General features: G+C 46.6%; 31 protein-coding genes. 28 read left to right on the top strand and 3 right to left on the bottom strand.

Features of this window, described 5'->3' with window-relative positions; genetic code table 11:
* The first annotated feature begins 22 nt into the window (after window positions 1–22).
* The 7 genes from CF651_RS27935 to CF651_RS27905 all read left to right on the top strand — a co-directional run bounded on the left by CF651_RS27935 (window position 23) and on the right by CF651_RS27905 (window position 5184).
* Window positions 23–406: an Ig-like domain repeat protein gene (locus CF651_RS27935; protein WP_094018143.1), complete on the top strand. Its 384-nt coding sequence runs from the start codon at window positions 23–25 to the stop codon at window positions 404–406.
* Window positions 403–1767: a right-handed parallel beta-helix repeat-containing protein gene (locus CF651_RS27930; RefSeq protein ID WP_094018142.1), complete on the top strand. Its 1365-nt coding sequence runs from the start codon at window positions 403–405 to the stop codon at window positions 1765–1767. Before CF651_RS27935 ends, CF651_RS27930 begins: the two co-directional genes overlap by 4 nt.
* A complete protein-coding gene (locus CF651_RS27925; RefSeq protein WP_094018141.1) occupies window positions 1764–2327 on the top strand; it encodes a nitrous oxide reductase accessory protein NosL in 564 nt (187 codons plus the stop codon). Before CF651_RS27930 ends, CF651_RS27925 begins: the two co-directional genes overlap by 4 nt.
* Entirely contained in the window at window positions 2324–3142 is an 819-nt protein-coding gene (locus CF651_RS27920; protein ID WP_094018140.1) for an ABC transporter permease, read from the top strand. The genes CF651_RS27925 and CF651_RS27920 overlap by 4 nt, the downstream gene beginning before the upstream one ends.
* Window positions 3135–3887 carry an ABC transporter ATP-binding protein gene (locus CF651_RS27915; RefSeq protein WP_094018139.1) on the top strand — a complete coding sequence of 251 codons (753 nt, stop codon included), beginning with the start codon at window positions 3135–3137 and terminating at the stop codon, window positions 3885–3887. Before CF651_RS27920 ends, CF651_RS27915 begins: the two co-directional genes overlap by 8 nt.
* Window positions 3884–4429, top strand: a complete 546-nt coding sequence (locus tag CF651_RS27910; protein WP_094018138.1) for a redoxin domain-containing protein — start codon at window positions 3884–3886, stop codon at window positions 4427–4429. Before CF651_RS27915 ends, CF651_RS27910 begins: the two co-directional genes overlap by 4 nt.
* 95 nt (window positions 4430–4524) lie before the next feature.
* Window positions 4525–5184 (top strand): response regulator, encoded by a 660-nt coding sequence (locus tag CF651_RS27905; RefSeq protein ID WP_094018137.1) that lies wholly within the window; start codon window positions 4525–4527, stop codon window positions 5182–5184.
* Window positions 5185–5295: 111 nt separating this feature from the next.
* On the opposite strand, the gene CF651_RS27900 is transcribed toward CF651_RS27905, so the two are convergent.
* Window positions 5296–5895, bottom strand: a complete 600-nt coding sequence (locus CF651_RS27900; RefSeq protein ID WP_094018136.1) for an SCO family protein — start codon at window positions 5893–5895, stop codon at window positions 5296–5298.
* Window positions 5892–6257: a c-type cytochrome gene (locus CF651_RS27895; RefSeq protein WP_094018135.1), complete on the bottom strand. Its 366-nt coding sequence runs from the start codon at window positions 6255–6257 to the stop codon at window positions 5892–5894. The genes CF651_RS27900 and CF651_RS27895 overlap by 4 nt, the downstream gene beginning before the upstream one ends.
* Window positions 6258–6512: 255 nt before the next feature.
* On the opposite strand from CF651_RS27895, the gene CF651_RS27890 reads away from it, so the two are divergent.
* The 3 genes from CF651_RS27890 (at window position 6513) to CF651_RS27880 (ending at window position 10377) form a co-directional block, all read left to right on the top strand.
* On the top strand, window positions 6513–7157 hold the full coding sequence (locus CF651_RS27890) for a hypothetical protein (protein WP_094018134.1): 645 nt from the start codon (window positions 6513–6515) through the stop codon (window positions 7155–7157).
* Window positions 7158–7214: 57 nt separating this feature from the next.
* Window positions 7215–8585 (top strand): PepSY-associated TM helix domain-containing protein, encoded by a 1371-nt coding sequence (locus CF651_RS27885; RefSeq protein WP_425436344.1) that lies wholly within the window; start codon window positions 7215–7217, stop codon window positions 8583–8585.
* A 214-nt stretch (window positions 8586–8799) separates the two neighbouring features.
* A complete protein-coding gene (locus CF651_RS27880) occupies window positions 8800–10377 on the top strand; it encodes a stalk domain-containing protein (protein WP_094018133.1) in 1578 nt (525 codons plus the stop codon).
* A 20-nt stretch (window positions 10378–10397) separates the two neighbouring features.
* Here CF651_RS27880 and CF651_RS27875 read toward each other — a convergent pair whose 3' ends face one another.
* Window positions 10398–11264, bottom strand: a complete 867-nt coding sequence (locus tag CF651_RS27875; protein WP_179233022.1) for a helix-turn-helix domain-containing protein — start codon at window positions 11262–11264, stop codon at window positions 10398–10400.
* Between the two features lie 265 nt (window positions 11265–11529).
* On the opposite strand from CF651_RS27875, the gene CF651_RS27870 reads away from it, so the two are divergent.
* From CF651_RS27870 to CF651_RS27785, 18 genes are all read left to right on the top strand, one after another.
* The gene (locus CF651_RS27870) at window positions 11530–12522 is read left to right on the top strand and encodes an aldose 1-epimerase (protein ID WP_245856184.1); all 993 of its coding nucleotides are present in this window, start codon (window positions 11530–11532) and stop codon (window positions 12520–12522) included.
* Window positions 12523–12571: 49 nt separating this feature from the next.
* Window positions 12572–13669, top strand: coding sequence for a Gfo/Idh/MocA family protein (locus CF651_RS27865; protein ID WP_179233029.1), 1098 nt, complete (start codon window positions 12572–12574; stop codon window positions 13667–13669).
* Between the two features lie 21 nt (window positions 13670–13690).
* Window positions 13691–14593: a sugar phosphate isomerase/epimerase family protein gene (locus tag CF651_RS27860; protein WP_094018130.1), complete on the top strand. Its 903-nt coding sequence runs from the start codon at window positions 13691–13693 to the stop codon at window positions 14591–14593.
* Window positions 14594–14682: 89 nt separating this feature from the next.
* Entirely contained in the window at window positions 14683–15783 is a 1101-nt protein-coding gene (locus CF651_RS27855; RefSeq protein ID WP_094018129.1) for a fatty acid desaturase family protein, read from the top strand.
* A 211-nt stretch (window positions 15784–15994) separates the two neighbouring features.
* Entirely contained in the window at window positions 15995–16312 is a 318-nt protein-coding gene (locus CF651_RS27850; RefSeq protein WP_094018128.1) for a MocE family 2Fe-2S type ferredoxin, read from the top strand.
* Window positions 16313–16446: 134 nt separating this feature from the next.
* Complete coding sequence (locus CF651_RS27845; protein WP_245856183.1) at window positions 16447–17436, top strand: aldo/keto reductase; 990 nt, start codon at window positions 16447–16449, stop codon at window positions 17434–17436.
* Window positions 17414–18298, top strand: coding sequence for a creatininase family protein (locus tag CF651_RS27840; protein WP_094018127.1), 885 nt, complete (start codon window positions 17414–17416; stop codon window positions 18296–18298). Before CF651_RS27845 ends, CF651_RS27840 begins: the two co-directional genes overlap by 23 nt.
* A gap of 322 nt (window positions 18299–18620) precedes the next feature.
* Window positions 18621–19247, top strand: coding sequence for a nitrite reductase (locus tag CF651_RS27835; RefSeq protein ID WP_094018126.1), 627 nt, complete (start codon window positions 18621–18623; stop codon window positions 19245–19247).
* A gap of 268 nt (window positions 19248–19515) precedes the next feature.
* The gene (locus tag CF651_RS27830) at window positions 19516–20118 is read left to right on the top strand and encodes a TetR/AcrR family transcriptional regulator (RefSeq protein ID WP_094018125.1); all 603 of its coding nucleotides are present in this window, start codon (window positions 19516–19518) and stop codon (window positions 20116–20118) included.
* Window positions 20119–20123: 5 nt separating this feature from the next.
* Complete coding sequence (map, locus tag CF651_RS27825; RefSeq protein ID WP_094018124.1) at window positions 20124–20870, top strand: type I methionyl aminopeptidase; 747 nt, start codon at window positions 20124–20126, stop codon at window positions 20868–20870.
* 423 nt (window positions 20871–21293) lie between these two features.
* The gene (locus CF651_RS27820; RefSeq protein ID WP_094018123.1) at window positions 21294–21701 is read left to right on the top strand and encodes a DUF6223 family protein; all 408 of its coding nucleotides are present in this window, start codon (window positions 21294–21296) and stop codon (window positions 21699–21701) included.
* Window positions 21702–21847: 146 nt separating this feature from the next.
* The gene (locus tag CF651_RS27815) at window positions 21848–22180 is read left to right on the top strand and encodes a winged helix-turn-helix transcriptional regulator (RefSeq protein WP_094018122.1); all 333 of its coding nucleotides are present in this window, start codon (window positions 21848–21850) and stop codon (window positions 22178–22180) included.
* Between the two features lie 260 nt (window positions 22181–22440).
* Window positions 22441–23169, top strand: a complete 729-nt coding sequence (locus tag CF651_RS27810; protein WP_094018121.1) for an NAD(P)-dependent oxidoreductase — start codon at window positions 22441–22443, stop codon at window positions 23167–23169.
* A gap of 14 nt (window positions 23170–23183) precedes the next feature.
* Window positions 23184–23642 (top strand): DUF2269 family protein, encoded by a 459-nt coding sequence (locus tag CF651_RS27805; RefSeq protein ID WP_094018120.1) that lies wholly within the window; start codon window positions 23184–23186, stop codon window positions 23640–23642.
* 308 nt (window positions 23643–23950) lie between these two features.
* The gene (trxA, locus tag CF651_RS27800) at window positions 23951–24277 is read left to right on the top strand and encodes a thioredoxin (protein WP_094018119.1); all 327 of its coding nucleotides are present in this window, start codon (window positions 23951–23953) and stop codon (window positions 24275–24277) included.
* Window positions 24278–24370: 93 nt separating this feature from the next.
* A complete protein-coding gene (locus CF651_RS27795) occupies window positions 24371–25150 on the top strand; it encodes a sulfite exporter TauE/SafE family protein (protein ID WP_094018118.1) in 780 nt (259 codons plus the stop codon).
* A 104-nt stretch (window positions 25151–25254) separates the two neighbouring features.
* The gene (locus CF651_RS27790) at window positions 25255–25623 is read left to right on the top strand and encodes a YidH family protein (RefSeq protein WP_094018117.1); all 369 of its coding nucleotides are present in this window, start codon (window positions 25255–25257) and stop codon (window positions 25621–25623) included.
* A gap of 58 nt (window positions 25624–25681) precedes the next feature.
* A complete protein-coding gene (locus tag CF651_RS27785; protein WP_094018116.1) occupies window positions 25682–26251 on the top strand; it encodes a class I SAM-dependent methyltransferase in 570 nt (189 codons plus the stop codon).
* Window positions 26252–26297: the final 46 nt, after the last annotated feature.

Here is a 26297-nt window from a genome sequence, read left to right as displayed (position 1 = left end):
TTGTATAGAAAGGAGCTGCAGCATGAGAAAGACAATCATGATCATCGTACTTTGCGGGCTTGTGCTTACCCATTTGACCGGATGTTCTCCTAAGCCTGAAGGTCAGGATCCAGCCAAGATGAAGGTTGAGCTGGCATCTGAGCCGGCTGCTGTACAGGCGGGACAAAAGGTAAAGCTGATAGCGACGATCTCAGGGTTAGCCAAGGGAGAAGAAGCGGGCGTACAGTTCGACATTCGCAAATCGGATAATACCATGCTTCCGGATACTAAGGAGGCGAGTCCGAGTGGGAACGGACAATATTCCGTAGACAAAGTTTTCGACAAACCAGGTGCTTATTCGATCTATATTCATGTGTATCAAGGTGATCTGCATATTACGAAAAAGAAAGAGCTGCAAGTGTCATGAGCGGCAAGCCGAAGCTGCGGTATAGCCTGTTGTTCATGATCAGCTTGATTTATGTTTTATTCCTTGGCGGATGGAACTCGCACAGCGCGATAGCTGCTCAAGCAAATACGAGCGTTGAGCTTCAATCCTTGATTGACCGAACGCACGAAGGGGACAAGCTGATGATACCGGAAGGGACTTACCGCGGTCCCGTTATCATAAATAAACCGATCTTGATTGAGGGAGAGGGTTCGGTTGAAATTGTAGGCAGTGGAGATCAACAGCCTGTCATTCAGATCACGTCGGATCAAGTAAGTGTTCGCCATTTGAAAATAACGCAACCCTTGCCTGGCGATCATTCCGCTGTCCAGGTAAACGGGCATAAAGCCGTATTGGATGGATTGACCATCGACACGCATTCCTATGGCATCGTGTTAAGGGATGGAGGAGAGCATGAAATATCCAATACGACAATTCAGTGGATACCGGGCTCCGAGATGAATCAGAGGGCCAAGCTATCGGATAAACGCAACGGAATTGACCTTTTCAATTCACATGATAATCGAATACATCATAATTTTATTTCTCAGATGAACGATGGGATTTATCTGGAAAGCAGCAATCGCAACCTTATTGAAAACAATAAAGTTGATCATTCAAGATATGGCATACATTGCATGTACACGAATGAAACGATCGTTCGGGGGAATGGCGGTGAATTCAATGTGACCGGTGCGATGGTCATGGGTGTCCGTGATGCCGAGGTTACAGGTAATACATTTGCCAAGCAAAGTGAGAATGTCAATTCACAGGGCTTACTGCTATTCGACGTTCAAACTTCCCGCATTATGAACAATAAAGTTGAAGGAAACCGGGTCGGGCTATATGTCGAGCAGTCCCATAAGAATGTATTCGAGCACAATGACGTCCTTCAAAATTTTGTCGGAATCCAGTTTTTGGAATCAAACCTAAATCATTTTTTGAATAATAATTTTATAGGCAACGTCATACCTGCTGAAGCAAATGAGAGCACCGATAATCGTTTTGAACGGAATTATTGGGATGAATTCCATGGGATGGATGCGGATGGTGACGGCCTGAGCAATATTACGTACGCCATGAATCCTTTCTTTCAGCGTTTAACGTCGGCTACGCCTGCCTTTCAGCTGTTTTTTCAATCTCCCGGGATGCAGTTTCTGGAAAGCATGTACTCCGCGGGAAAGAACGAATGGACAACCGACAAGACTCCGTTAATGAAGCCTGTAAGCGGAGAGATGAAACAAATCAAAAAAACCGGTGATCCACAAGTTTGGATATTCGGGCTATTGCTATTCTTATGTTCCATTACGATCATCACTTATTTGGGGGTAAAACGAAGATGAAAAAATCCATTTGGTTATTGAGTTCCTTAATATTGCTTTTCGCTGTATTATCGGGCTGCGGCAAGGAGAAATATACGGCCGTTCCGGTTAATGAAGCAACTGACAAATGTGCCATATGCAACATGCAGGTGAAGGATGATGCGTTTGCCGTTCAGCTGACAACCAAGGATGGCAAGAACTATAAGTTTGATGATATCGGCTGCATGAATGAATGGGTTAACAAAAATGGGATTGAGACGGTAGGCGCTGAATTTGTAAGAGATTATAACACGAAGGACTGGATTCCCTACAATACCGCTTCCTACGTATATGACGCGACTTTTAAAACGCCTATGGCTTACGGCATTTATTCCTTTAAGGATAAAACATCCGCTCAGAAATTTATCGATGAGCAAAAGAAAGGGAAGCTGCTCGCATCGGAAGATTTGAAAAGCCATACCTGGGAGCGAGCTAAAGGAACAATGGATATGGGCGGAAATAATCATGATAAACAGGCACATTCCGAATCTGATGGCAGCATGCAAATGGGCGGCAACAACAAAGGGATGCACGGACAATGAACTGGGTTCATATTGCGCTTAGGGAAGTTAAGCTTGGTTTCCGAAACCCATGGGCATATTCATTCATGAGCCTGTTTACCGTCTTCAGCTTATCATTACTATTGATCAACTCGCAAAATGTGGTTGAAGGCTACTCAAGCGCCACCTCAACTATGTTAAATTTTATTTTATATTTACTCCCGTTAATGACTTTGTTAATCGGTTCTTTCTCTCTCACAGCAGAGAAAGAGGAGGGAAGCTGGCAGCTGCTGTCCACCTATCCGCTACGGACGCTTTCGTTTCTGATAGGAAAATATACCGGGTTAGCGTTAGTATTGCTGACTATCGTCGCATTTGGCTACGGAATTACAGGGATTTTAGGAGCCCTTACCGGCAAAGGCTTGGATTTCCAAACCTTCGGTTTGTTCATTGTGTTCTCGGGCGGACTTATCATTTTGTTCCTTGCCATTGCTCTATGTATCGGCACTTGGGCCCACAATCGCTGGCAGGCACTTACGTTTGGAGTTGCCCTATGGTTTTTTGCCATTATCGGGTGGCCAACCCTTCTGATTGCCGTCCTTAATCTAATGCCCTATTTATGGATCAAGCCGCTGCTGGCTATATTGACAGTGTTGAATCCCGCAGAGCTGGTAAGATGCTTTGTCGTCGTGAAGCTAGGCGGTGGCGCAGCTCTCGGTCCGGAATACTACGAATGGATTCGCTGGATCCAAGAGCCGACAGGGACATGGGGCTTTGCAGCCGTTTGTCTGATTTGGGTAGGTGCAGCGATGTTCTGCGCACATTGGGTCTGGGAAAGGGGACGTTCCCATGGATAAGCATGTATTAACGCTCAACAAAGTCGCCAAACGAATACAGAAGCAGCAAATTATCCATTCGGTCGATTTCAGCTTGAATCAAGGTCAAGCGCTTGCGCTTTGCGGCGGCAACGGTGCAGGCAAAAGCACGATCCTTCGTATGATAGCCGGGATCCTGCAGCCATCAAGCGGCAGCATTGAGGTGAATGGAGTCAGCTGGAAGCACGACCGACAAGGCTATGCAGAACAAATTGGTTATATGCCGGATGATTACAGGTTTGGTCAAGGCTTGTCTGCTGAAGAAACGTTAACTTTCTGGGCCTCGCTGCGCAAGGTGTCTAAGGACAGAGTACAGGACATTCTAAATATGGTCGGACTGTACGAGGTGAGAAACAAATCCGTCTCCTCCTTCTCCAAGGGAATGCGTCAGCGATTGCTGTTTGCACAGGCCTTGTTAACCAAGCCTCCGCTGCTTATTATGGACGAGCCTACGAACGGGTTAGACCCGTATTGGCTGGAATCCTTCATCACTCTTGTCCGTGCTGCTAAGATGGAGGGCCATACGATTATATTTTCAACCCACCAGCTTGAGATTGCAGAGGCTGTGGCGGATCATGTCATTTTCCTGAAGGAAGGCCGTGTGATGGAAGAAGGCACAGTAAACGATTTCCGTCAGTCCTACGGAAGCCATGGTCTGCAAAGCGCTTTTCATCGTCTGTTCGGATTACCTGGAAGTATTCAATCGAATGGAGGAGAGACTCGATGAGTCCTATCATACCAAGGAGAAGCAAACTCATCTGGCTTTTTGGCGGACTCTTGGCAGCAGCGCTAACCTACACTCTCCTAACGACGAGCTTGACCAAGCCAAACCACATGATCCGTAACGGTTCCTTGGCTCCTGATATTCAAGTAACGACGCTGGAGGGGACATCTATCAAGCTTTCGGATTATAGGGGAAAGGGAGTTCTTCTTAATTTTTGGGGATCATGGTGCGGACCGTGTGTGAACGAAATGCCTAAGCTCAAAGAAGCCTATGAATCAGGGATAGCGGGTGTTGAGGTCCTAGCGGTCAATGTGGGGGAATCCAAGGGCACGATCCTGGAATTCGCACAAAAGCACAAGCTCACTTTTCCGATCCTGACGGACCCTGCCGGTGAGGCAGCAGAAGCCTACAGGGTGAACGGACTCCCTGCAACCTTTGTTGTGGACGCTGAAGGACAGGTGAAACAGGTCGTTCCCGGTGAATTAACAAGTACGGAACAAATTAAAGCCTTATTGAACAGTGTACAGCCGGATGCCTCGTCATAAGATGTCTATAGAAACGCCGTACCCCAGGTACGGTTGTTTGTATATAACCGATGCTCCAACAAAGGAGAATGAGATTTGGAAAGGGGATCGTTGTCATGAATCCGATACGAATTTTATTAGCCGATGACCATTCGTATGCCCGTGCTGCCATGCGTGATATTATTCAAGCAGACGATAGCTTTGAGATTACAGGTGAAGCAGTAAATGGTCGGGAAGCTGTACATTTAGCCGAGCAATCCATGCCGGATATTATATTGATGGATATCACCATGCCGGAGATGGACGGTTTAGAAGCTACCAAACAAATTAAAGAACGGTTTCCTTATGTGAAAATCATCATGGTCACCGTGTCTGACGATATTACGCATTTGTTCGAAGCGATCAAGCGAGGCGCCCAAGGCTATTTGCTCAAAAATTTGCACCCCGCTTCATGGCACGAGTACCTGCGAGCGGTTGCATTTGATGAAGCTCCAATGTCGCGGGAACTTGCCGTGCGTTTGCTGAAGGAATTCTCTTCGGTAACGACCCCGGTTCAAGAGAAATCTCCATTGACCTCCCGGGAAACTGAAATATTGAAGTGTGTAGCACGCGGAAAGTCCAATAAAGTAATATCTTTAGAACTATGCATATCCGAACATACAGTGAAAAATCATTTGAAAAATATTCTTCAGAAGCTGCACCTGGATAATCGAGTCCAATTAACGCGATACGCCTATGAGAAAGGCTGGATTCGAATTACTAATCAAACGAAATAAAGAGTTAAGCAGCGATTGCCGATGATTTGACTGATGGGTCCAACCTATATCCGATGCCCCAGATCGCTTTAAGTGAACGCGAAAAAGCTGCTTCGAAATGAAACTTAGCTCTTAAGATTCGGCAATTTGCCGGATCATTTTTATTATTTCATCATTATTCATGTCTTCGCCCATTTTGAAAACTTTGCGAATATTACCGGCGCGATCAACAAGCATTAGAGAAGTTACATTATGTACGAAGGTACCATCGGGCAGCTTTTGCACCATCACCCCGAAGCTATTGGCTACTTCTGCAGTTTCTTTCTCTGTGCCGGTTAACAAGGTCCATCCGCTATAATCCATCCCCATCCAGTCCCCGTAGGCTATGAATACTTCCGGAGTATCCGTCTCAGGATCAAAGGTGATGGATAGGAACTGAACCTGGTTCCCCCATAAATGCTGCTGCTTGAGCTGGTTCTGTATTTTTACCATGTTATAGGTCGTGGTCGGACAAATATCAGGACAGCTGGTAAATAAAAATTCGACTAGACGAATCGTTCCATTCGATTGACTGAAATGAAACGGTTTATTATCGACATCCTTCAGTGTAAAATCAGGAGCCAGCTTTACCGTTGGGAGGACCGGATTATCCTGTGACATCCAGCGGTAAACACTTATAAGCATAACTAAGAACAACAAACCGATAGCGAGCTTAAACCAATGACGCTTCATTTTTTCTCCGCAAGCCATTTGGCCAGATTAATAATCTCATCATCTTTTAACGTATTTTTAAAGGCAGGCATGCCTCCGCGTCCATTTTGTATTATTGTATACAACTGTTGATCCGATAGCTTACTGCCTGCTTTTTGCAGGTTCGGCCCGATTTTGCCAGCCAAATCATTGCCATGGCATGAAATACACGACTGTTTATAACTTGCTTCCGCTGCTTGGATGTTCAGTGGCGTATCGGGGAGCGCAGGTGCGGAAGCTTCTTGCTTGGTTTGACCCTGACGTTCAGCCGTCTGCATGAATAATACACCTAATCCGACTACACAGGCAGCTCCAAGCAAGATGGACATGATCCATTTATACATACATTATCCCTCCTTAAATGTCGAAACTATACTAGCATTTTGAATGAAAGGTTGTATATAGCTCTTTAGAGTTATAGAGTGATGCGCTTGATAAGAAGGAAGTGCAAATCCGGAACTTACATCTTGAGGAGAGTTTTCTTATCCAACAAAAAGTAAAATGACCCGATCGGGTCAGACTATTTTGTATGCAAGCGACTATGATAGAGAGAAAAGCATTAATAAAATGAGCCAAATTTTATGGAGGTGTTTGAGGAAATGATAATGAATGGAGTTAAGTCTGCATTATGCATGTTGATTGTGTTGATTAGTATTATGGTGACAGCACCTTTGGCTTTGGCAGCTGAGCACGATCACAATCATGAAACCGAGAATGTTGTGAGCACTGGAGGGGCTCCGGGAATGATCAGTGTAGGCACGATATCGGCGCTAGCTGTAATTGTTGCAGCGGGAGCCTTAATCATACGGCTTCGGGCAAGTGCGTCAAGGCTTAGCAAGATGACCGCGATGATGGCGTCCATGACTGTAGCGATGATGATAGGACTGATTGGCGGAACGCTCCTCGGAATCTGGCTGCAGTCCATATTCTACGCTACGGTAATAGGAGTTACGATCGGCGTTGCAGCCGGAATACTTGCAGGTCAATCTCATAGCTGGATAGCCGCATTAGACGGCATCTTATCCGGTGTGATGAGCGGTATGATGGGGGCGATGCTGGGTGTCATGATCATGCAGGAGCATCCCTTGCTAATGATCTTGTTTATGGATGTCATGATGCTAGTGGCTGTTGGCAGCCTGCATCAAGCCTTGGCAGCGGAAGATAAACAACCTGTAGGGCACGATCAGCAGCTTGAAACTACAGAGACCAAGGGAGCAGAATATAGCCCGTTTGAGTCATTGTAACGTGAAACCGTACCGCTATAATAGAAAAAGGCTGGCAAGAAAATTGAAGGGAAATGGATGATGGAGAAAAATAATTATAATCGTTTTTGGCGGTGGCATTTTTATGCAGCATTATTTATGACGCCACTTCTTATTACACTAACATTAAGCGGTATTGGGTATTTGTTTTACACAAATGTAGAAAATAATATGTACAAGAATGAATTTTTTAACAAAAGCACCCAAATAGAACAATTGACGATTGATCAAGGTATTGAAAAGGCACAGCAAACATTCAAGGATTATTCGGTTTCAAAAATTATTGCGTTAGAGGATCCGTACAATACACGTTTAACGATGACAAATAAAGATGGCGATCAAAAATATGTATTTTTAGATTCCAACTATCAAATTGTCGGCAGCCAAAATCCGAAATATACGTTTTCCAATGTAATGAGAGAGGTCCATAGTTCACTCTTCGTGGGAGGAACTCTTGTCAACTACTTAGTTGAATTGGCCGCATGTTGGGCAATCTTCCTGCTGCTTTCCGGTATTTACATGACATTCAAGGGAAGGGCATTAAAGAAGGAGCCGAATCCAACCAAACGGCAAAAAAATCTGAAATGGCATGCGCTATTAGGTACAATCATTACCTTTCCAATGGTTATCATTATTTTTACCGGGTTACCTTGGTCTGCCTTTATGGGCGATTTTATATATTCAGCAGCTCAAAAGCATCCGTCTATCGGAATTCCAGCATTAAAACAAAATCCGCCCACTTCAGATATGAGCGAAATACCTTGGGCTACTCGTAAAAATGAGCCGCCGGCATCCAGCGAAGGTTCTCATGCCGAACATAACGGTATGGCTCAAATGGACAATATGTCCAAACCAAGCGGAATGATCACGGTCCAACAGTTGATGAACGAGGCGGAGAAAGCAAATATTTCCAAGCCATACTCCATTATTTACCCAAAAGGTGAAAAAGGCGTTTATACCGTTTCTAAAGGAAGTAATACGGGAGTAACCGGCTTAGACGTTAGCCCGTATGATGAAGTAACAACCTATTTTGATCAGTATAGTGGCAAATTGATTTCAAAAGTAGGCTATCAAGATTATGGCATTCTAGCAAAATGGTTTACGTGGGGAATCCCACTGCATGAAGGTCACTTATTTGGCTGGCTCAATAAAGTAATCAATCTGATTGTTTGTCTTTCATTCCTGCTTGTCATGTTCTGGGGCTTTAAAACGTGGCTAACCCGGAAAAAGAAAAATTCCGTGTCGGCTCCGCCGAACCTATCGAGTAAGCTATCGATTGGATTTATTATTTTCATGGTGATCTTAGGTTGTATTATGCCGCTATTTGGCATTTCCTTAATTTTGGTAGTATTGATTGAAATGATTTTTTCTTTCAAAAATAAATTTCAAAATGTGAATATTGCCAAGTAGGCATTTGTAGTACCTAGGAGCGGGAATTTAACCGCTCCTATTTATTATTTGATGAGCAAACGGGGTAGGGCAATTCCAGTCTGTGGTAATTTGTTATGAGAAAGCTGATGAGAATTGAACACTATTTCCCATTACTTATGGGAAATAATGCAACTTTATCCTATTCGTCATAGTCTAAAGTCTTAGAATGAATGACGAGATGGAGGCAAAGATCATGAGAAATCGATGGGTTGGCGGGATGCTTTTAGCTTGCTGCTTCTTCATGTTGGAAGACCGGTGTACGGCGGAGGCCAGCTCTATTGGGGATCGGGCAGGCGAGGTGGTCTCCACCGATATCGCCGCCTATGTGAACGGAAAGCTAGTGCCTTCCATGAATATCGCGGGAGAAACGGCTATAGCGGCCGAGGATTTGCGGGAAATCGGCTTTGATGTGGCGTGGTCGCCACGTGCGAGGACGCTGCGGATTGAGCCTAAGGCTGCGGGGGAGCAGGCTACGGCAGAATCGGCGTCTCGAAAAGATCCTGATGGTCTACCGATCGGAACGTACCTGAAGGATGTGCTGTACACCGACATTCAGGCCTATTATGGAGATACACCACTTCGTTCCTTCAACATCGACGGACGGACGGCAATCGTCCTGAACGATCTTGATGTCTTCGGCACGGTAACGTGGAGCGAAGCGGAACGGACGATCCGGTTTCAATCGAAGCCCCATGCTGGGGAGGGAACGCGGGAAGCTTGGCGGGAAGCGGGAGCGGACCTTGTTCTCCGCACGGTAAAGGATGTGAACCTTACCTTTGATTTCAGGGAAGAGGGACAGTTTTATGAAGAGGAAAAGGTGGGGTTCGGGGAGGACGGTCTGCCTTATATGAAGCTCGATTTTTTCGCAGACAAATTTGGATTTACAAAATTCCAGGATACAGGCGGCAAGAGCATTCGGCTTAGTGACGGGCTCTATTCCTTCTCCATTCAGCCGGGGAGCAAACAGGCGGACACGTATTGGGGCGGGCAGGCTATGGAAACTTACGAGCTGATCTTCCCGCCGAAGATGAAGGATGGAGAAATTTATTTGTATAGCATCGATCTGGAACGTATGTTTGGTTACATCGGAAAATGGAACCAGAATACCCGGAATCTATGGATTCGGTATACGAGTTACGATGTCAAGGATTATGGCTTCCCCACTCAGGAGGACAGCGACAAGCTAACCGTTAGGGCGGCTGCGACGGAGCCTCCTTGGGACTTTTCATTGAACGGAGGAATGGCTCTAAAGCTGGATAATGACGGCATCTTCGGCAATCTCATCTCGGCAATGCAGAAGACAGGGGACAAGGGAGAGAGAGTCTCCTGGATGGAAGCGCCAATTCGACTGCATTTGGGAAATAACGGTATCCATGCAGAGCTGGTTCAGGGCAACCGCATCCTGTATTCAGCTTCGTACCCCGTACAGACCAACTACAAAGCGGTTCCGCTAAGTGTCAACATCCCTGGCTTCAAGCTAGATCAAAGCGAAGAGGGGTATATTAAGACCAATGCGTCAAATCTGACGCTCACCGGGAACACGACTTCGAGCTTTGCGTTTACTGTCGCCAAGTTTGAAGATGGTCATGGCTTCGTTCCCTTTACTTCGCAGGATCTTGTGGGTGTTAATGACGGCACGTTCCGTATGGCGCTTTCTTTAAGCAAAGGCAGCGGACTGTACCAAGTGCAGCTGTTCAGTCCGGTGGCCACGCCGCGGGGGCCGGGTTACAGCAGTGAAGGCTATTTCTATGTCATGCTGCTGCAATCGTAGGGAGTTCCTTCCGATTTTATTTATTTAATACTGGAGCTGAACTGCGTCAGGCTCATACCAGTCTCGGCCTTGAACATCCTGCCGAATGTGTGCACATCGGCATAGCCTACCCGAATGGCGATTTCATTGACCGAGAGACTGGTGTTGGCCGCGAGCTCTTTGGCCCGTTGGATGCGAATCCATCTCAAATATTTCATGGGTGACAGATTGTAGAACTGTTTGAATTTGCTCAGCAAATAATTGCGGCTTAATTCAGAGACAGACTCCAGCTGCTCCAAAGTAATATTCTCCGCATAATGCTGCTCCAAGTAACGCCTAGCCAATTCGACCCTTGCTCCTGAACGGGTTTGATTCAAGGCGAACGGCGCCGCAGATGTCAGCAGCTGCAGCAGAATGCCGATCAAGATATGCTGGCACCTCAACTGATTGACCCAATGGGGGTCCTGATAATTGTGGACTAGCTGATGCAGCTGGTCTTCAAGCGGCAGGCCGCGAATCGTGCCGAGATACGTCTCTTTCGGAAGCAAATCGGATAGCGGAAAGTTCTTGCTTTGTCCGAAATGAAACAAGATGCTAATGCACTTGTAAGGACTTCCGGCTTTCCCATGGATCGTGTGGGGATGATCGGGCCGAATCAGAAAGAGATCTCCTTGTTTTACCGGCATAGGCTTTTCTCCGAGCATGAAATCTGCGCTTCCATCCTCTACATATTCCAATAAATATTGCTTCAAGCGCCGGTTTCTGTACAACTCTTCCTCCCCATGCAAAAAATCGAAGCGGCTGGCTAACGTAATATAGGGAGGAAAGTAATAGTTAAACAGCCTGAGTATCGTCTCCTCAGGACTCAAAGCGAAGTATTCCTGATCTTCATGCGGAGCACGTTCCACACCGATCACTCCTCACCAATTCAATAGATTCATTGTAATCAAAAAATAATGATTCTAGCAACCCGGAAAGATAAGAAGTCAACAGCTTACTTTCGGCTCTAATCCTGTAGGGCTGACCTGGTTAACCTGTATGTTTTAACGAGGCGTTATCCAAATTTTCAAAAAAGTGATTTCGGCAACTTAAATGTTGCTTTTTGCTAAATACAAGGGAGAGGACTTTTCCTATAATGATTTCTAGAAAGCGTTACCAAAGGAGGGATGTGCATTGACAAGTGATTCGGCATCGGTGGAATGGATGGCCAGAGAGGGAATGGATATCGTTGTTCTCAGGGAACCCGCAACCGGCTCCATAGCTGAGATCATTCCCGGCATCGGGAACAATCTAATCCGCTTTGAAAGCGGCGGTCATCCGGTTATCGAGCCGCCGGCCCTTTTGCAGATGTTACAAAAGGAAGCGTATGCACCCTTCCAGTACGGCATGCCTATCTTGTTTCCCCCCAATCGTGTACATAAGGGAAGGTTCGGCTACCGGGGAAGGGAATACCGCTTGCCTATTAACGAGCCTCCGGATTTTCATCTGCATGGGGAGCTGTGTAAACGGGCCTGGGAGGTCGTGGAAGAGGGGGTATCGAGCGAGGGCGGAGCTTATGTAACAAGCCGTTTTAGCTATGCCTCCCATCCGGACCTCATGGCTTATTTCCCTCATTCCTTAACCTTTACGGCAACTTTCCGGTTATTGGAGGGACGGCTTTATTTGGAAGGCACCATAGTAAACGACGGAGAGGAAGAGTCGCCTTTTGCATTCGGGCTTCATCCATATTTTTCCCTACCGTTCCAGCGTGGAAAAGAAATCATTCTCCATGCTCCCGCCTTGGAGGAATGGCCCGTCACTTCCCAGGCAATGGTCAGGGGCCTGCCTTCACAGACCGAGTTCAGCCGGAGTCTTAACGAGGGCGTTTCGATTTCCGAGTATTCCGAGCTGGGCTGCTCGCTGATTACCCTTAAGGAAGGAGGGGCCGTCTGCCGAATCGACATACCGGATAGCGCGTATTCCATCCGCTTTCGTCTCGGTCCGGAGTTCCCTTATCTGGTGCTGTTCCGTCCGGACTGGTCTTCGGCTTATTCTTTGGAGCCTTATACGTATGTTACCGACGCATTTAATTTGCCTTATGAACATGAACGGACAGGAGCCAGAGGCCTCATGCCGGGAGAAGTGTTCCATTTTGAGACTTCCATGTGGACTGAAGCGCTGGGCTGACGGTTTCGTTATGCACTTTTCACTATAAGGAGGAATCAACTTGAATTCAATGGATTTGGGTTTATCGATTCGACCGCAGCTGCCGAAGCGGAAAGATTTCAGAATCGGCTGTATCGGTTCCGGGTTTATTATGAGGGACTGTCACCTAGTCGCCTACCGGGATGCGGGATTTACTCCAGTAGCCATAGCCTCAAGGACATTTGCAAATGCCAAAGCGGTGGCGGAGCAGCGGGGAATCGGGAAGGTGTATGCAACGTGGGAAGAGCTCATAAGTGATCCAGAGATCGAGATTTTGGACATTGCCATTCCGCCGGATAAGCAGCTGGAGGTGGTAAAAAAAGCCGTAAAGCAGAAGCACATCAAAGGTATTTTGTGTCAAAAGCCGTTGGCCATGAATTCAAGCGAAGCCTTCGAAATCGTCAAACTTTGTGAAGAGGCGGGCATCAAATTAGGTGTTAATTCGAATATGCGTTACGATCAATCGATCCGTGCCCTCAAGGCGCTTCTGGACCGGGGAGACCTGGGACTACCCGTCTTGGCCACGATCGAAATGCGTGCGATTCCCCACTGGCAGGATTTTTTGCATCAATACGAGAACGTCGAAATTTTGAACATGGGCATCCACCATATCGATACATTCCGATACTTGTTCGGCAACCCGTTGAAAATCACGGCTGTCGCAAGGCGGGACCCGCGAACGGCCTTCCCGCATATTGACGGTATTTCCCAATATTCGTTCCAGTACGCGAACGAGCTGCTGGCGACAAGTCTTGACGATGTCTGGGCATGGCCTGGCGAAGGCACCGAGAAAGACATGTACATCAAATGGAGAGTCGTTGGACTGGAGGGTCTGGCACAAGGGACGATTGGATGGCCCTCCTACCCGGAGCGGACACCCAGTACGATCGAATATACGACCAAAAAATCGCCGATTGGGTGGCAACGTCCAACCTGGGATGAGGTATGGTTCCCGGATGCATTTCAAGGAACAATGGCTCAACTGCTTCGTGCGGTTGAGACGGACAGCGAACCCGAGATTAGCGGCAGGGACAACCTGCTGACGATGTCCGCCGTGGATGCATGCTACCAATCGATTGCCGAAGGGCGCACCATTTTGTTTGAGGAAGTGGCAAGTCGATTCAATTAACTTTTTAGGAGGCGATGGTTCATGATTTCAGTAGGTATTTTTAATGGATACTATCCGTATACATTGGCGGAAACGATTTCACGCATTCAAAAGGACGGCTTTTCCTGTGTTCAACTGGATCTCTCCTTCAAAGATTTGGATGTATCCGCTCATACCTTGGATAAGAGCAAGGCCCAATTTATTCAGCATGCGTTCCGCGAAGCTAACCTGCCGATCGTGGCTATCTCGGGATACACCAATATTGTTCATCCTAACCCGGATATTCGGGAACAGAACATTGCAGGGTTAAAAAATCTTTTGCGCTATGCCCGTGATCTGGGTACCCCGTATGTCATCAGCGAAACCGGGACATATAACCAGGAGAGCGACTGGGTCTGGGACCCGAAGAACGGAACAGAGGAAGCTTATGAAGAGATATGCAGGCAGATTGAAGATTTGGCAAAATTCGCATATGAGCATGGTTCGGTGTTCCTGGTTGAGAACTATGTCAATAATATCGTTGGTTCGGTTGATCAGCTGACCCGGCTGTTCTCCGATGTGAATCATCCGGGGCTCGGCTTGCTGATGGACCCGACCAACTATTTTACAGACACGAATATTCATCATGTGGACGATGAGATTCACCGTATCTTCAATGCATTGGGCGACAGAATCAAGATTGCCCACGCCAAGGACTGTAAGCCGGCAGAGGATACAGGTGAGAAGCACGCCAATATCGACGCGGCCGAATCCCATACGTTCCGTGGAGCGGGAGCCGTTGAGCTTCCAGCGCCAGGACTGGGCATACTGAACTACGATCTGTACTTAGCCCGCTTGGCGAAGCTGCACCCGAATATTCCGATTATCATTGAGCATCTTGATGAGTCCGACATTCCCCGGGCTAAGCAGTTTCTGGACGGCAAGCTGAAGCGACTGGGCGTCTAAACCAACCCTTGAACGTTTGATTGGTGGATAAGCGTGCAGAGAAGCGTGCTTATCCGTTATCCAGTTAACCGATTGGAAGGAGATTTGAGATGGAAGTACAGACCAAGAGAAGGGATTACAGCATCATAGGACCGGAGGGCAAACGTGCGCAGGAACGGGGACTGGTTGCTGCCGAATGGTACACCAGCCCGATTCCCCGTCAAAAAATGAAGGAATTGATGAAGCGAAAGGACGGTCCTGCCATACGGGATACGATCATATGGTTCGGCGGACTTGTAGTACTGGGCTACCTGGCTTTTCTTTCCTGGGGGACCTGGTGGGCGGTGCCTGCCTTTCTGGCGTATGGAATTTTATATGCTACACCAGGCGATTCCAGATGGCATGAATGCGGGCACGGCACGGCATTCAAAACGCCATGGATGAATGAGTTGCTATATCAAATCGCTTCGTTTATGGTGCTTCGCTCGGCTACTCCATGGCGCTGGAGCCATGCCCGGCATCATACGGATACCATTATCGTAGGACGCGACCCGGAAATCATTACAGAGAGACCGCCGATTTGGAAGCAGCTGCTGCTGCAGGTATTTCATTTATATGGCGGTCCCATAGAAATCAAGCGGTTTCTACTGCATACTCTCGGCAAACTGGAGGCGCAAGAGAAGGAATATATTCCTGAATCCCAGTATAACAAGACGTTCTGGGAAGCTCGTGTATACATGTTGATCATTCTGGGGGTTATGGGCGCTTGTCTCAATACGGGAAGCCTGCTACCGGCCATGTTTGTATTCCTGCCCTCGTTCTACGGCGGTGTCATCGTCATTACCTTCGGCATTACCCAGCATCTCGGCTTATACGAAGACGTCCTGGACCATCGTCTGAATACCCGTACGATTTACATGAATCCGGTATTTAGGTTCTTGTACTGGAACATGAACTACCATACGGAACACCATATGTTCCCGATGGTTCCCTATCATGCGCTTCCGAAGCTGCACGAGGAGATGAAGGCGGACTGCCCTGCCGCGCGAACCAGTCTTTGGGCGGCTTTGGTAGAGGTCATAACAGCGCTGCGCAAGCAAAAGCAGAATCCGGCCTATGTGGTTGTCAAGCCGCTGCCAAGCACTGCAAGACCCTACATGTATGGGATTCCCAATGAATTGGATCTCGAATTGCAATTATCGAGAGCTTAAAAGCGTGGTGAATAAAGAGCGGAGGGGCCATTTGAATCTGTAAAAGTGTAAGCGTTCGCCTTTGAGAACGGATTCTCTCCATAGTAAACGAGAAAACAATCCAAAGAATCCGATTTCAACAGCGACTGGAGGATCAAATGGACGCCGCAGCGGACTTTTTCACCACATTTTTAACGTTAATGAGCATCATAAACAAAGGAGTGAAGCCAGCATGACGGTAACTGAATGGTTGGAAGTCTGCCATGTTGAGGATATTGAAATGGAAGATGTCATGAGATTTGACCATGACGACCGCACTTTTGCCGTATATCGGACCGACAAAGGCGAATATTTTGCAACCGACGGGTACTGCACCCATGAGAAAATTCATCTTTCCAACGGGCTCGTTATGGGAAGTATTATTGAATGCCCGAAGCACAACGGTCGTTTCGATATAATAACCGGCGCAGCCAAACGAGCGCCGGTGTGTATTGACCTTAAGACGTATCCGGTCAAGATCGAGAATGACAAAGTATTCATTCAGCTTTAAAAGCTCTGTGAAAAAGCAGATGGAGCAAGCGAGAGCAATCTGGTGAAGCGTTCGCCTTTGTCCCCCGGATTTCAACCCTTTTAGGGATTAAATTATCAAGAATCACCAACCATTTAATGGTCAGGAGGAGCCATATGATACAAAAGAATCCCTTCGGGAAGCTGGAAACACCCGTTTCGCGTTTAGGCTTTGGAGCGATGGGCCTGGGAGGCGTTTTTGGGCAATATGGAGAAAAAGAGCTGATCCGGTCTGTCTTGAACTGCCTGGAGCAAGGCGTCAACTTTATTGATACGGCCCGTAATTACGGGGAATCGGAAAGAATTCTCGGGCTGGCTCTGAGAGAGTGGACAGGTGAGAAGCCGTTCATTGCTTCGAAAATCCAGTCCCGAGGTCCCGGCAATCTAGGATGGGGTCAGCCGATTCCTATTGAGACAGCCTACCCCAAGGGCTGGCTTAGAGAAAGCACGGAAATCTCGCTTAAGCTGCTCGGTGTGGAGACGATAGATGTAATGCAGCTTCACCAATATTGGCCCCAATGGGATCGCGTGGATTATTGGATGGAGGAGCTGCTCCAGCTAAAGCAGGAGGGGAAAATCCGAGGCATCGGGATTTCGCTTCCGGATCAGCGTCATGACCTTGGATTATCTCTCGTACAGAGCGGAAAGATTGATTCGGTACAGACGGTATTTCATCTATTCGACCCTCTTCCTCTGGATTGCCTGGTTCCATTTTGCGCGGAGAACCAGGTTGCCGTCATCGCTCGCTGTATTCTGGACGAAGGGGGATTGACGGGCTTTTTGCAAGAAGACACTCCATTTGAAGAAGGGGATTTCCGCAAATCCTACTTTGATTATTTGCCCCGTTCTATCTATATAGAGCGAGTGAACCGCTTGAAGGAGGCATTCATCCCCCGATATGCCGATAGTTTAGCGGAGCTGGCTATCCGGTTTGTTCTCCAGCATCCGGGAGTGACGACGGCAATCAGCTCGATGCATGTGATGAAGTATGCCGATGAGAACATTGCAGCCGCCGGCAAACCGCCTTTGCCGGAAGATGTATTTGAAGACATTCGCCGTCACTATCGATGGGTGAGGAACTTTTATGAAACCAAATATTGGGCCTAAAATATTATGGTCCGAGCTGCTGCCGCATGAATTCAGAGCTAGGCTGGCAGCGTGCCCGACGGTTTATCTGCCGCTTGGGATTTGCGAGCCGCATGGGCAGGTCAGTGCCTTTGGACTCGATACGTTTAAAGCGGAATGGCTGTGTATCGAAGCGGCTCGTCGTACAGGAGGGATTGTTGCTCCCTCCATGGGCTATCACATTCATGAAACAGGTTACCATGCCAGATGGCTGGAGGAGGAAGTAGGGGAAAATGATCCTCTCCTAACCGGCATCCCCCCAGGGGTGATGATTCATTTTTTTCTGTACCAGCTTAGGTCCTTCGTTAACGCGGGATTTCGGACCATTGTCGTCGTTTCAGGACATAGCGGAGGCAATCAAGCGGATTTGCGCCAAGCGGCTGCTGTCTTTATGGAGTACGTTCCGGTTACCGTATGGGTCCGAAGCGACCCAGAGCTCGTGGACGGATTGTATACAGGAGATCATGCGGGAAAATACGAGCTATCTCAGCAAATGTACCTTCGTCCAGATCTCGTGGATATGGAGGCCAGGGTATGGGAGAATGTACCGGGGTGCGGAGGGAAGATGGCACTAGGTGACGATGCGGATGAAGCAACGCCTAAGCTGGGAGAAAGCATTATGAATGCTTGTTTAGACCGTCTTTGTGCCGCGGTTTGTTCATTAAACAAGGCCGGAGACCCCGAGCCCATTCCTCCGCTAACGTACGGAACCATCGAAGAAATATGGCGCCGAGTATTATCCGGCTCCGATACCTGGGTAACGGCTCTGCCGTGGCCGGATCAAAAGCCGGTATCTTCTCATTCGCGTTGGAAAACGTACGAGTACTACAGGGCGGAAAGTTAGCTTTGACTACCCAATATTGTCCAATAAAGTTCGAATTATGAAACAATACGAAGCTGATTCTCAGCTTATATCCAATATAAAAATGGGGCCGCTATGGGCCTCTTTTTTAATTGAGGTCATTTATCACTTGAATATCCAAGGGGGGTATAGTATTATGTTTTCAAGAGGATAATTCCATGGGTGCAAACACATATTTTTTTCGATTAAAATATACCCCCGTGGGGTAAATTGTTTGTGAACAATGCTACGGAGGCTGCGGATGTTACCTTGGCTCTTCGTTTGCAGAGAGTCAAACTGAAATTTTTTATTGGGAGAGGATCGTATGGGGATGATGAAGTTTGCGGTTACACCAGGTTTTGAAGTTGGAGGGACCCTCTTTAAACCTGAGCAACTGGCGTTACTCGGGTCGATTATTGGGGACAATGCTAAAATTGAACTTACAAATTTCAAGCAATTATATGTGGAAATCGAAGAGGAGCGCTTGGAGGAAGTAAAGGGGGAGCTCACGAAAACAGGGTTAGAAATCTATCCAGTAGGATATGTAACGAAAAGCCTTATCACCTGTAATTTTTGCCGCGGCGCTGAAGATGCCGGACTTGATATTGCTCAAAAGTTAAACCAAGCCATCGCGGGGATAACAACACCGTCGCCACTGAAAGTCGGTTATGCTGGTTGTGCACTCGGTACGAGCGAACCCTTGTTGAAAGATATCGGAGTTGTGAAAATGCGAGATGAATTCGATATTTACATCGGCGGAGAACCTAAATCATTAAAGCCTATCTTTGCAGAATTGTTCGTAACTGGGGTAAATACGGAACAAATGATGAATATTGTTCAGAGGGTCATCACGTATTTTCAAATAAATGGGAAAAATAAAGAGAAGTTCTCCAAATTTGTCAAGCGGATTTCAATTACGGAATTACGTGAAGCAATTGCCAGTCAAGATTAACCGGGGGTTTTTATGAAAAAATCCGCCAGTTAAAAACCATAAATGGGTTACTGAAAGCGAGCTTTCCAATAAATAAAGTTGCTTTTTTTAAAAGAAGAAAAAGGGAAACGTGAGACATAAATTGTCTCGCGTTTTTTTGTGACTCTTTTCCTTTTCCGGATAAAGCTTTACCCGAAAAAAAGGGTGAATCGTAGTACTTGATCCTTACTTCCAATTGGTGTATATTAATTTACATTGACATTACCGCAGGTCTAAAAAAGGAGGAGCCATGTCACCACGTACCAAAGAACAGAATGACGCGATCCGGGAGATGCGCATGAACCAAATTATGCAAGCGGCTGCGGAAGTATATTTGGAGAAGGGTATTCAATTGGAAATTCGTGATGTTGCGGTCAAGGCAGAGCTCGGCTATGGAACCGTGTATCATTACTATAAAAATAAGCACATGCTTTTGGAAGATTTATTGTGGGACGCCCTGAATCGAACGGAGTCGGCAGTACTGCCCGCTATGACGGGAGACGGCGGCAGTTCGCTTAAAGCTGAATCGTTCTCCAGACTGCTTCTGCAGAAGTGCATCCAGGATCCTTCCGTATTTATTTTGCTTAAAACAGTAGCGGATAATTTTCATCAATTCCCGGGAAACCGGTTCATCAAGCTGTTTGCTGATTTTCAGGAACGGATCTATTTGCCGTTTGTGGAAATGATTCGTGAAGGAATCGATTCCAAATCACCGGAGAAAACAGCTAATCTGATATTTGGCTCGCTTGTTGGCTGCACCGCATTGAACATCCACCACAATATGCAAAACGAGATGGATGTGGAAGGGATCGTCGAAATGATTTTTTCAGGCATACAGTCAAAGGGGAGATGAATGGAATGGTCATTCTGAAATCGAGAGCAGAAATAGAAGAAATGAGAAAAGCCGGCCGAATTGTCGCTGCTTTTCATCAAGCAATTGCAGGGATGATCCGGCCGGGTATCACGACGCTCGATATCGAGTTGTTCGCGGTGAAGTACCTGAAGGAGAATGGCGCTAAGGCTTATACGATCGGCTACAACGGTTATCCGTTTGCGACATGTGCGTCTGTCAACGACGTCATTGCTCATGGGTTTCCGAATCGGAAGCCGCTCAAGGAAGGCGACATCGTCACAATCGACATCGTTGCGGAGGCCGATGGCTGGATCGGCGATTCAGCTTGGTGTTATGCGGTCGGCGAGGTGTCGGAAGAAGCCCGTAATCTGATGCGGGTAACGAAGGAATGCTTATATCTTGGAATCGAAAAAGCTGTCGTCGGAAACCGGATCGGCGATGTCATGCATGCGGTTCAAACCCATGCCGAGCGAAACGGATTCTCGGTGGTGCTCGATCTGCTCGGTCATGGCGTAGGAAGGGAGATGCACGAGGAACCTAATTATCCTCACGTCGGGAAGCCGGGCAAGGGGTTCCGCTTGAATGAAGGAATGGTTTTTACGATCGAGCCGATGCTAAATGCCGGAAAAGCGTTAATGACGATTGATGCCGACGGATGGACCGCCAGAACTGCTGACGGCTCGCTTTCCGCACAGTACGAGCATACGATCGCCATTACTGCGGATGGCCCGATTATATTGACCGCACAATGACCCTACATTATCCCATTAAAAGCCGCATAAATAGTGCGGTTTTTTTTAGTTTGCCTCCAAAGCGAGTACATACCACCTACCGAAAATTATACCGTGATCAGGTAGGTTCTTAAATAAATTCACACAAAGAGCGGAAGATCTGCATAAGTTCTTGACATTTGTTGTGTAAAGTGGATGTGAAAGGAGAGAGGTAGCCGTGATGAATAAGAAGAACAATTAATCCGGAGGATCGGGTTCGGGGAACCGTATTTTTGAAAACAAAGGAATAAACTGCAGATTGTATGCGATATCGATTGAGAAAGAGCTGTTGAAACTCGGAGCTAATGGTGGGGGATTTATCCAGCAATGCGTGAATGCAAAAATGGTCAAGGCGGGGCTCTCAAGCCGAGCCGGAGGAAAAAAACAACAAAGAGGAGTAATCAAATGAAAATGAAGCTAGTTTCATTCGTAATACTTTGTGCTTTGCTACTTGTTCCAACTGTAGCTTCGGCTGAAGTGACCAGCGGTAATGTCGGATACGGATTAACCCCCGGACGACTCTGGGCTACGATGGACGCGGTTGCGGGGCTGATCAGCACGGTCATCGGCGGGCTGTCTCTGGGCCGCTCCGTCCGTCGGATCGGCAATGGTGGGCGAAACGGGGCCATCGTATCCATGGGGTTGGGGCTGATCGTCTTAGCCTATGCTGGGGTGCATCTGACCATATTCACTGGGGATTTCGGTACCGGCGCCGGGCGAGCTGGGGCTATCATTGCTATTGTGATGGGGCTGACAGGCATGGTCCTCGCTGGGTTAACTCTGGCCCGCTCCCGCTCCCGCCGCGCCGGCTGACCGGCATTGTTTCCCTATAATGACAGCGAACGCTTATTTCGAAGCTGATGGTTTCAATGATTGACTTGATTGTAGAGCTATTGTAAAATTTTGTTATGTTAAATTCAGGTAATGCACTTACTAAAAAGTAAGGGGATGATTTTTCAATGATTCATCAGCGTGAGTGTCCAGTTGAGACACTCATTCATGTTTTAGGCGGCAAATGGAAGCCGATGATTTTATGGCATTTGATTGAATCCAAAAAAAGATTCAACGATCTGGAAAAGCTTATACCTGATGTTTCACAAAAAATGCTTTCACAACATCTCCGAGATTTGGAACGAGAAGGCATCGTTGATAGAACGGTTTACCCTGCTATCCCTCCAAAAGTAGAATATTCCCTTAGTGAATACGGCAGAACATTGATTCCTGTAGCAGAAGTCATGTGTGTATGGGGAGAAAATCATAATAAGCGGAAATATGAAGAGCCAGCGTCATAAAGCAGATTCAATAATCTTGTAATTCAATCAACTCCAAACAAAAGCTGCCTCGGGATTCCGGGCAGCTTTTGTTTAGCTTAATGTCACACTCCTGCTATGATTCCTGTCCTCCCGACCTCCGCCTATAACGATGGAGCCTTTTCTGCCATGCTTACTTTTAAGTAAGTACCCTACTTTAAAGTGGGTTCTTAACATAATTTTGAAGCGATGGTAAGCTTGAGTCAACCAAATTAGGGGTCCATAAAAAGGAGGAAAGAACAATGAAAATTATTGTTTTTGGAGCGACAGGGAATACAGGCAAAAGAGTGTTGCTACAAGGGATAAAAATGGGGCATGAAATGACCGCATTTGTGCGAAATTCCGAGAAGCTTTTTGATCAACTAGGTGAGCATTCCGCAAGGCATGTGAAGATGATCGTAGACAATATTATGGACCCGGTGAGCGTCGGTAAGGCGCTCGCGCATCAAGACGCCGCTATTATTGCAGCTGGCCATGCGGGCCAGGGAGAAGAGTTTGTTCGGATCGTTGATAACATCATAAGCCAATGTGAAGTCCAGCCTAGTTTCTCTGGGCGGGTATGGATAATGGGAGGAGCCGGCCTGCTGGATATTCCACATACTGATCTTATCGGCAACAATTTACCTGGCTTCCCACCTGAGTATAGAAATCACAACCGGAATTTTGAAAGGCTGCAGCAGACTCAGCTCGATTGGTCCATTATGTGTCCGGGAACTATGATTGATTCGAGAGAGCATCCAGATCCGGTCCATCTACATGTAACAACGGAAACCCTGCCCGTTCCGATTCCAGAGACAATCAAGGAATATTCCGAGGCAGATATAGCCGGTCACTTGTTCAGCCGATTTCAAGAGCTGAATGTTGCTTATGACGATGTCGCAAGATGTATGTTGGACCATATTGAGCTCGGAGGAGCGTTGAAAAGAAAAAGGGTCGGTCTAGCCTATCAAAGCCATATTACGGAACGCTAGGGAGAAGGGGGAAAATGGGTTTGTTTGGATTCCTGCTCGTTTTGCATATATTGGCTTCGATCGCCATAATTGGTCCCGCTTTCGTGATGCCCATCATTCGAAGATTCGCTAGAACCGCCGGTCAGCTGCATTTTGCTTTTGATATAACGACCAGGTTTGCCATAGTGCCTAAAATTGGCGGAGTCGTACTTATTTTAACCGGAGTTTGGCTTATGATCCTAACCAAGATGGGGTTATCCCAAATGTGGCTCAATGTATCCATCCTTTTATCCCTGCTCATGGTCGTCATGATTGACGGATGGATCGAGCCGCGTATGAAAAGGATCATAAAGATCATATCTGAAAGTCAAAACCAGGGTAATGAAATACCCGCCGAGTTCGGACAGCTGATCAAAAAAATCGTACCCATCGAGACGATAGCACAACTGCTCATGATTGCCATATTGGTGCTTATGGTGGTTAAGCCATTTTAAAGACAACCTTATTTTGACCGCAAACGCATCGTAAATATCCGTAAAAGAACCTTCGATTTGGAATCGCAGTTGGGATCAGAAGACGCCAAGGAAAGCTGAATATAAATTTTAAATGATGAGGGTACCCTCCGGTTTTAGCTGGACAGAGGCGTACCCTTGCTTATTTTTATGAATGCCGTTCTCGATTAGAAGAACCGAAAGCCTCCGACGGTTAGTGTTGACGCAGAAATCGAAATAAGTTATAGTATCAATATACCACTACGGGTATATGTATTTAAAAGATAAATTTGAAAGGAATGCTGTTATTTATGGCTATATTGAATGTTCGTGATCAAGACTTCAACCAAGTTGTTCTCGATCCCAACAAGCTGGTAATTGTTGATTTTTATGCTGACTGGTGTGGACCTTGCCGAATGCTATCTCCTGTATTAAACGAACTTGATGAAGAATTTGGTGATGAGATCACGATAGCGAAGGTAAACGTTGACTTAAATACGAAGACAGCCAGAAGCTATCAGGTTATGAGTATTCCAACTCTTAAGTTTTTTAAGCATGGAAAAGAGGTGGGTACATTTACAGGATTTAAATCGAAGGACCAGCTTCACAATTTGGTAAAAACTATCCTTAAAAGATAGCCAAAATTTTTTTAATCATAATTATACCCCATAGGGTATATTGGAGTTCCGGAAAATGAACAAAATATATGTGGAACCAAGAAAGGAGTCGTTATGGATATCGGTTGGATTATCACGCTGTTCGTCATTGGTTTTGTCGGTTCTTTAATTTCAGGCATGGTCGGTATCGGCGGGTCGATTATCAAGTATCCGATGCTGCTCTATATCCCACCGGCCATAGGCTTTCTAGCCTTCACAGCTCAAGAGGTTTCTGCAATCAGCGCAGTTCAAGTATTTTTCGCAACATTAGCAGGTATGTTCGCTTACCGCAAAGACGGTTACATTAATAAATCGTTAGTTTTATCCATGGGCATTTCGATTGTTGTCGGAAGTTTCGTCGGTGGGTACGGTTCTAAATTTCTGCCTGACCATGTAATCAATCTTGTTTATGCTATCCTTGCGCTTGTTGCGGGTATTATGATGTTTCTGCCCAAGAAAGCCAATGAGGATGCTGATTACAAAAAGCTGCAGTTCAATAAGCCGCTTGCAGCCATATTGGCCGCCGTTATCGGGATTCTTTCAGGAATCGTCGGAGCGGCGGGAGCGTTTATTACGGTTCCGGTTATGTTAGTCATTTTGAAAATACCGACACGGGTGGCCATTGCCTCTTCGCTTGCTATAACCTTTATTTCTTCTATCGGTTCCACGGCGGGGAAATTTATGGGTGGCCATATGCTCTTAATCCCGTCCATCGTGATGGTTGTGGCCAGTACAATTGCTTCACCGATCGGAGCAAAAATTAGTAAAAAACTCAATACCAAAATTCTTCAATGGATATTGGCCGCTCTAATTGTAGCCACAGTAGTAAAAATCTGGGTTGATATTTTAACCTAATGGGAAAATCACTCCAAATGAAAAGGAAAAGGGGAAATTGGCCTAAACCGCTGTGCCGTTCACGATAAATAAGAAGAAAATCATGCGACAAGGGGCATCTGCCTATGGAAGAAAGGAAAACGATTGACTCTAAATATATTCAACAGCATCTTGCCAATGAAAGAACCTTTTTAGCTTGGGTTCGTACGGGTATTGCAATTGTAGGTTTGGGATTTTTAGCTGCAGGAGTTGTGTTTCGCTCTACCTCGCCGCAAAATATCGGTCATTGGATTGCTGCTGTCATTGGAGTAGGAGCGGTGGTTTTGGGAGCCATTATTATGGCTATTGCGACTAAGGAATACTTGCATAAACAGAGAGGAATTAATAACGAGACGTTTCAATCGCCAAGGTTATCGGTGTGGATTACATTTGCAAGCTTAGGTTTGGTAGATGTCTTTCTATTGGCATTAGTCTTGATCCTATTGTTTTACTAAAAATGGGAAGGAAAAATATACGATTGTACTCACGAATAGAAAAGAGGAGTGATGAACTATGTCAGAGCGCAGATTCGCCCCCTCGAAAATGGCACGACTTGACAATCCTGAGCGCAGAAAAGCACTGCCTCCTGAGAAAATACTAACAGAGTCCATGCTGGGTCCGAGTAATGATGTATTGGATTTAGGGGCAGGGACAGGGTATTTCACTGTGCCTGCAGCGAAAATGACGAAGGGAACGGTATACGCATTAGATGTTGAACCGCAGATGCTCGATTTTTTGAAGAATCGGGTACAAGAAGAACAATTGACGAATGTTGAATTCATTCAGGGAGTTATTGAAGAGATTCCCATGGACAATGAGACAGTAGACTTTGTGATCGCATCCTTTGTGTTACATGAAGTGGAGCCGTTATCCAAGGGGGTGGATGAAATCCTGCGTATACTGAAGCCGGAAGGAAGATGTGTATGTATCGAGTGGGAGAAGAAGCAAACGGAGCAAGGTCCTCCGCTGGGACATCGGATCAATTCCGATGATATGAAAGCGGCTTTCCTGCAAAAAGGATTTCGGGACGTGGCCGTATCGTATCCATCGGATGCTCATTATATTATGATTGCATACAAATAAGCAGAAGGCGGGTCACAGATTGCATCCCGCCTTCTGCTTTTTTTAA

It is taken from the genome of Paenibacillus rigui, assembly GCF_002234615.1.
Classification (GTDB): domain Bacteria; phylum Bacillota; class Bacilli; order Paenibacillales; family NBRC-103111; genus Paenibacillus_S; species Paenibacillus_S rigui.
This window is presented reverse-complemented; position numbering and strand designations above follow the sequence as displayed.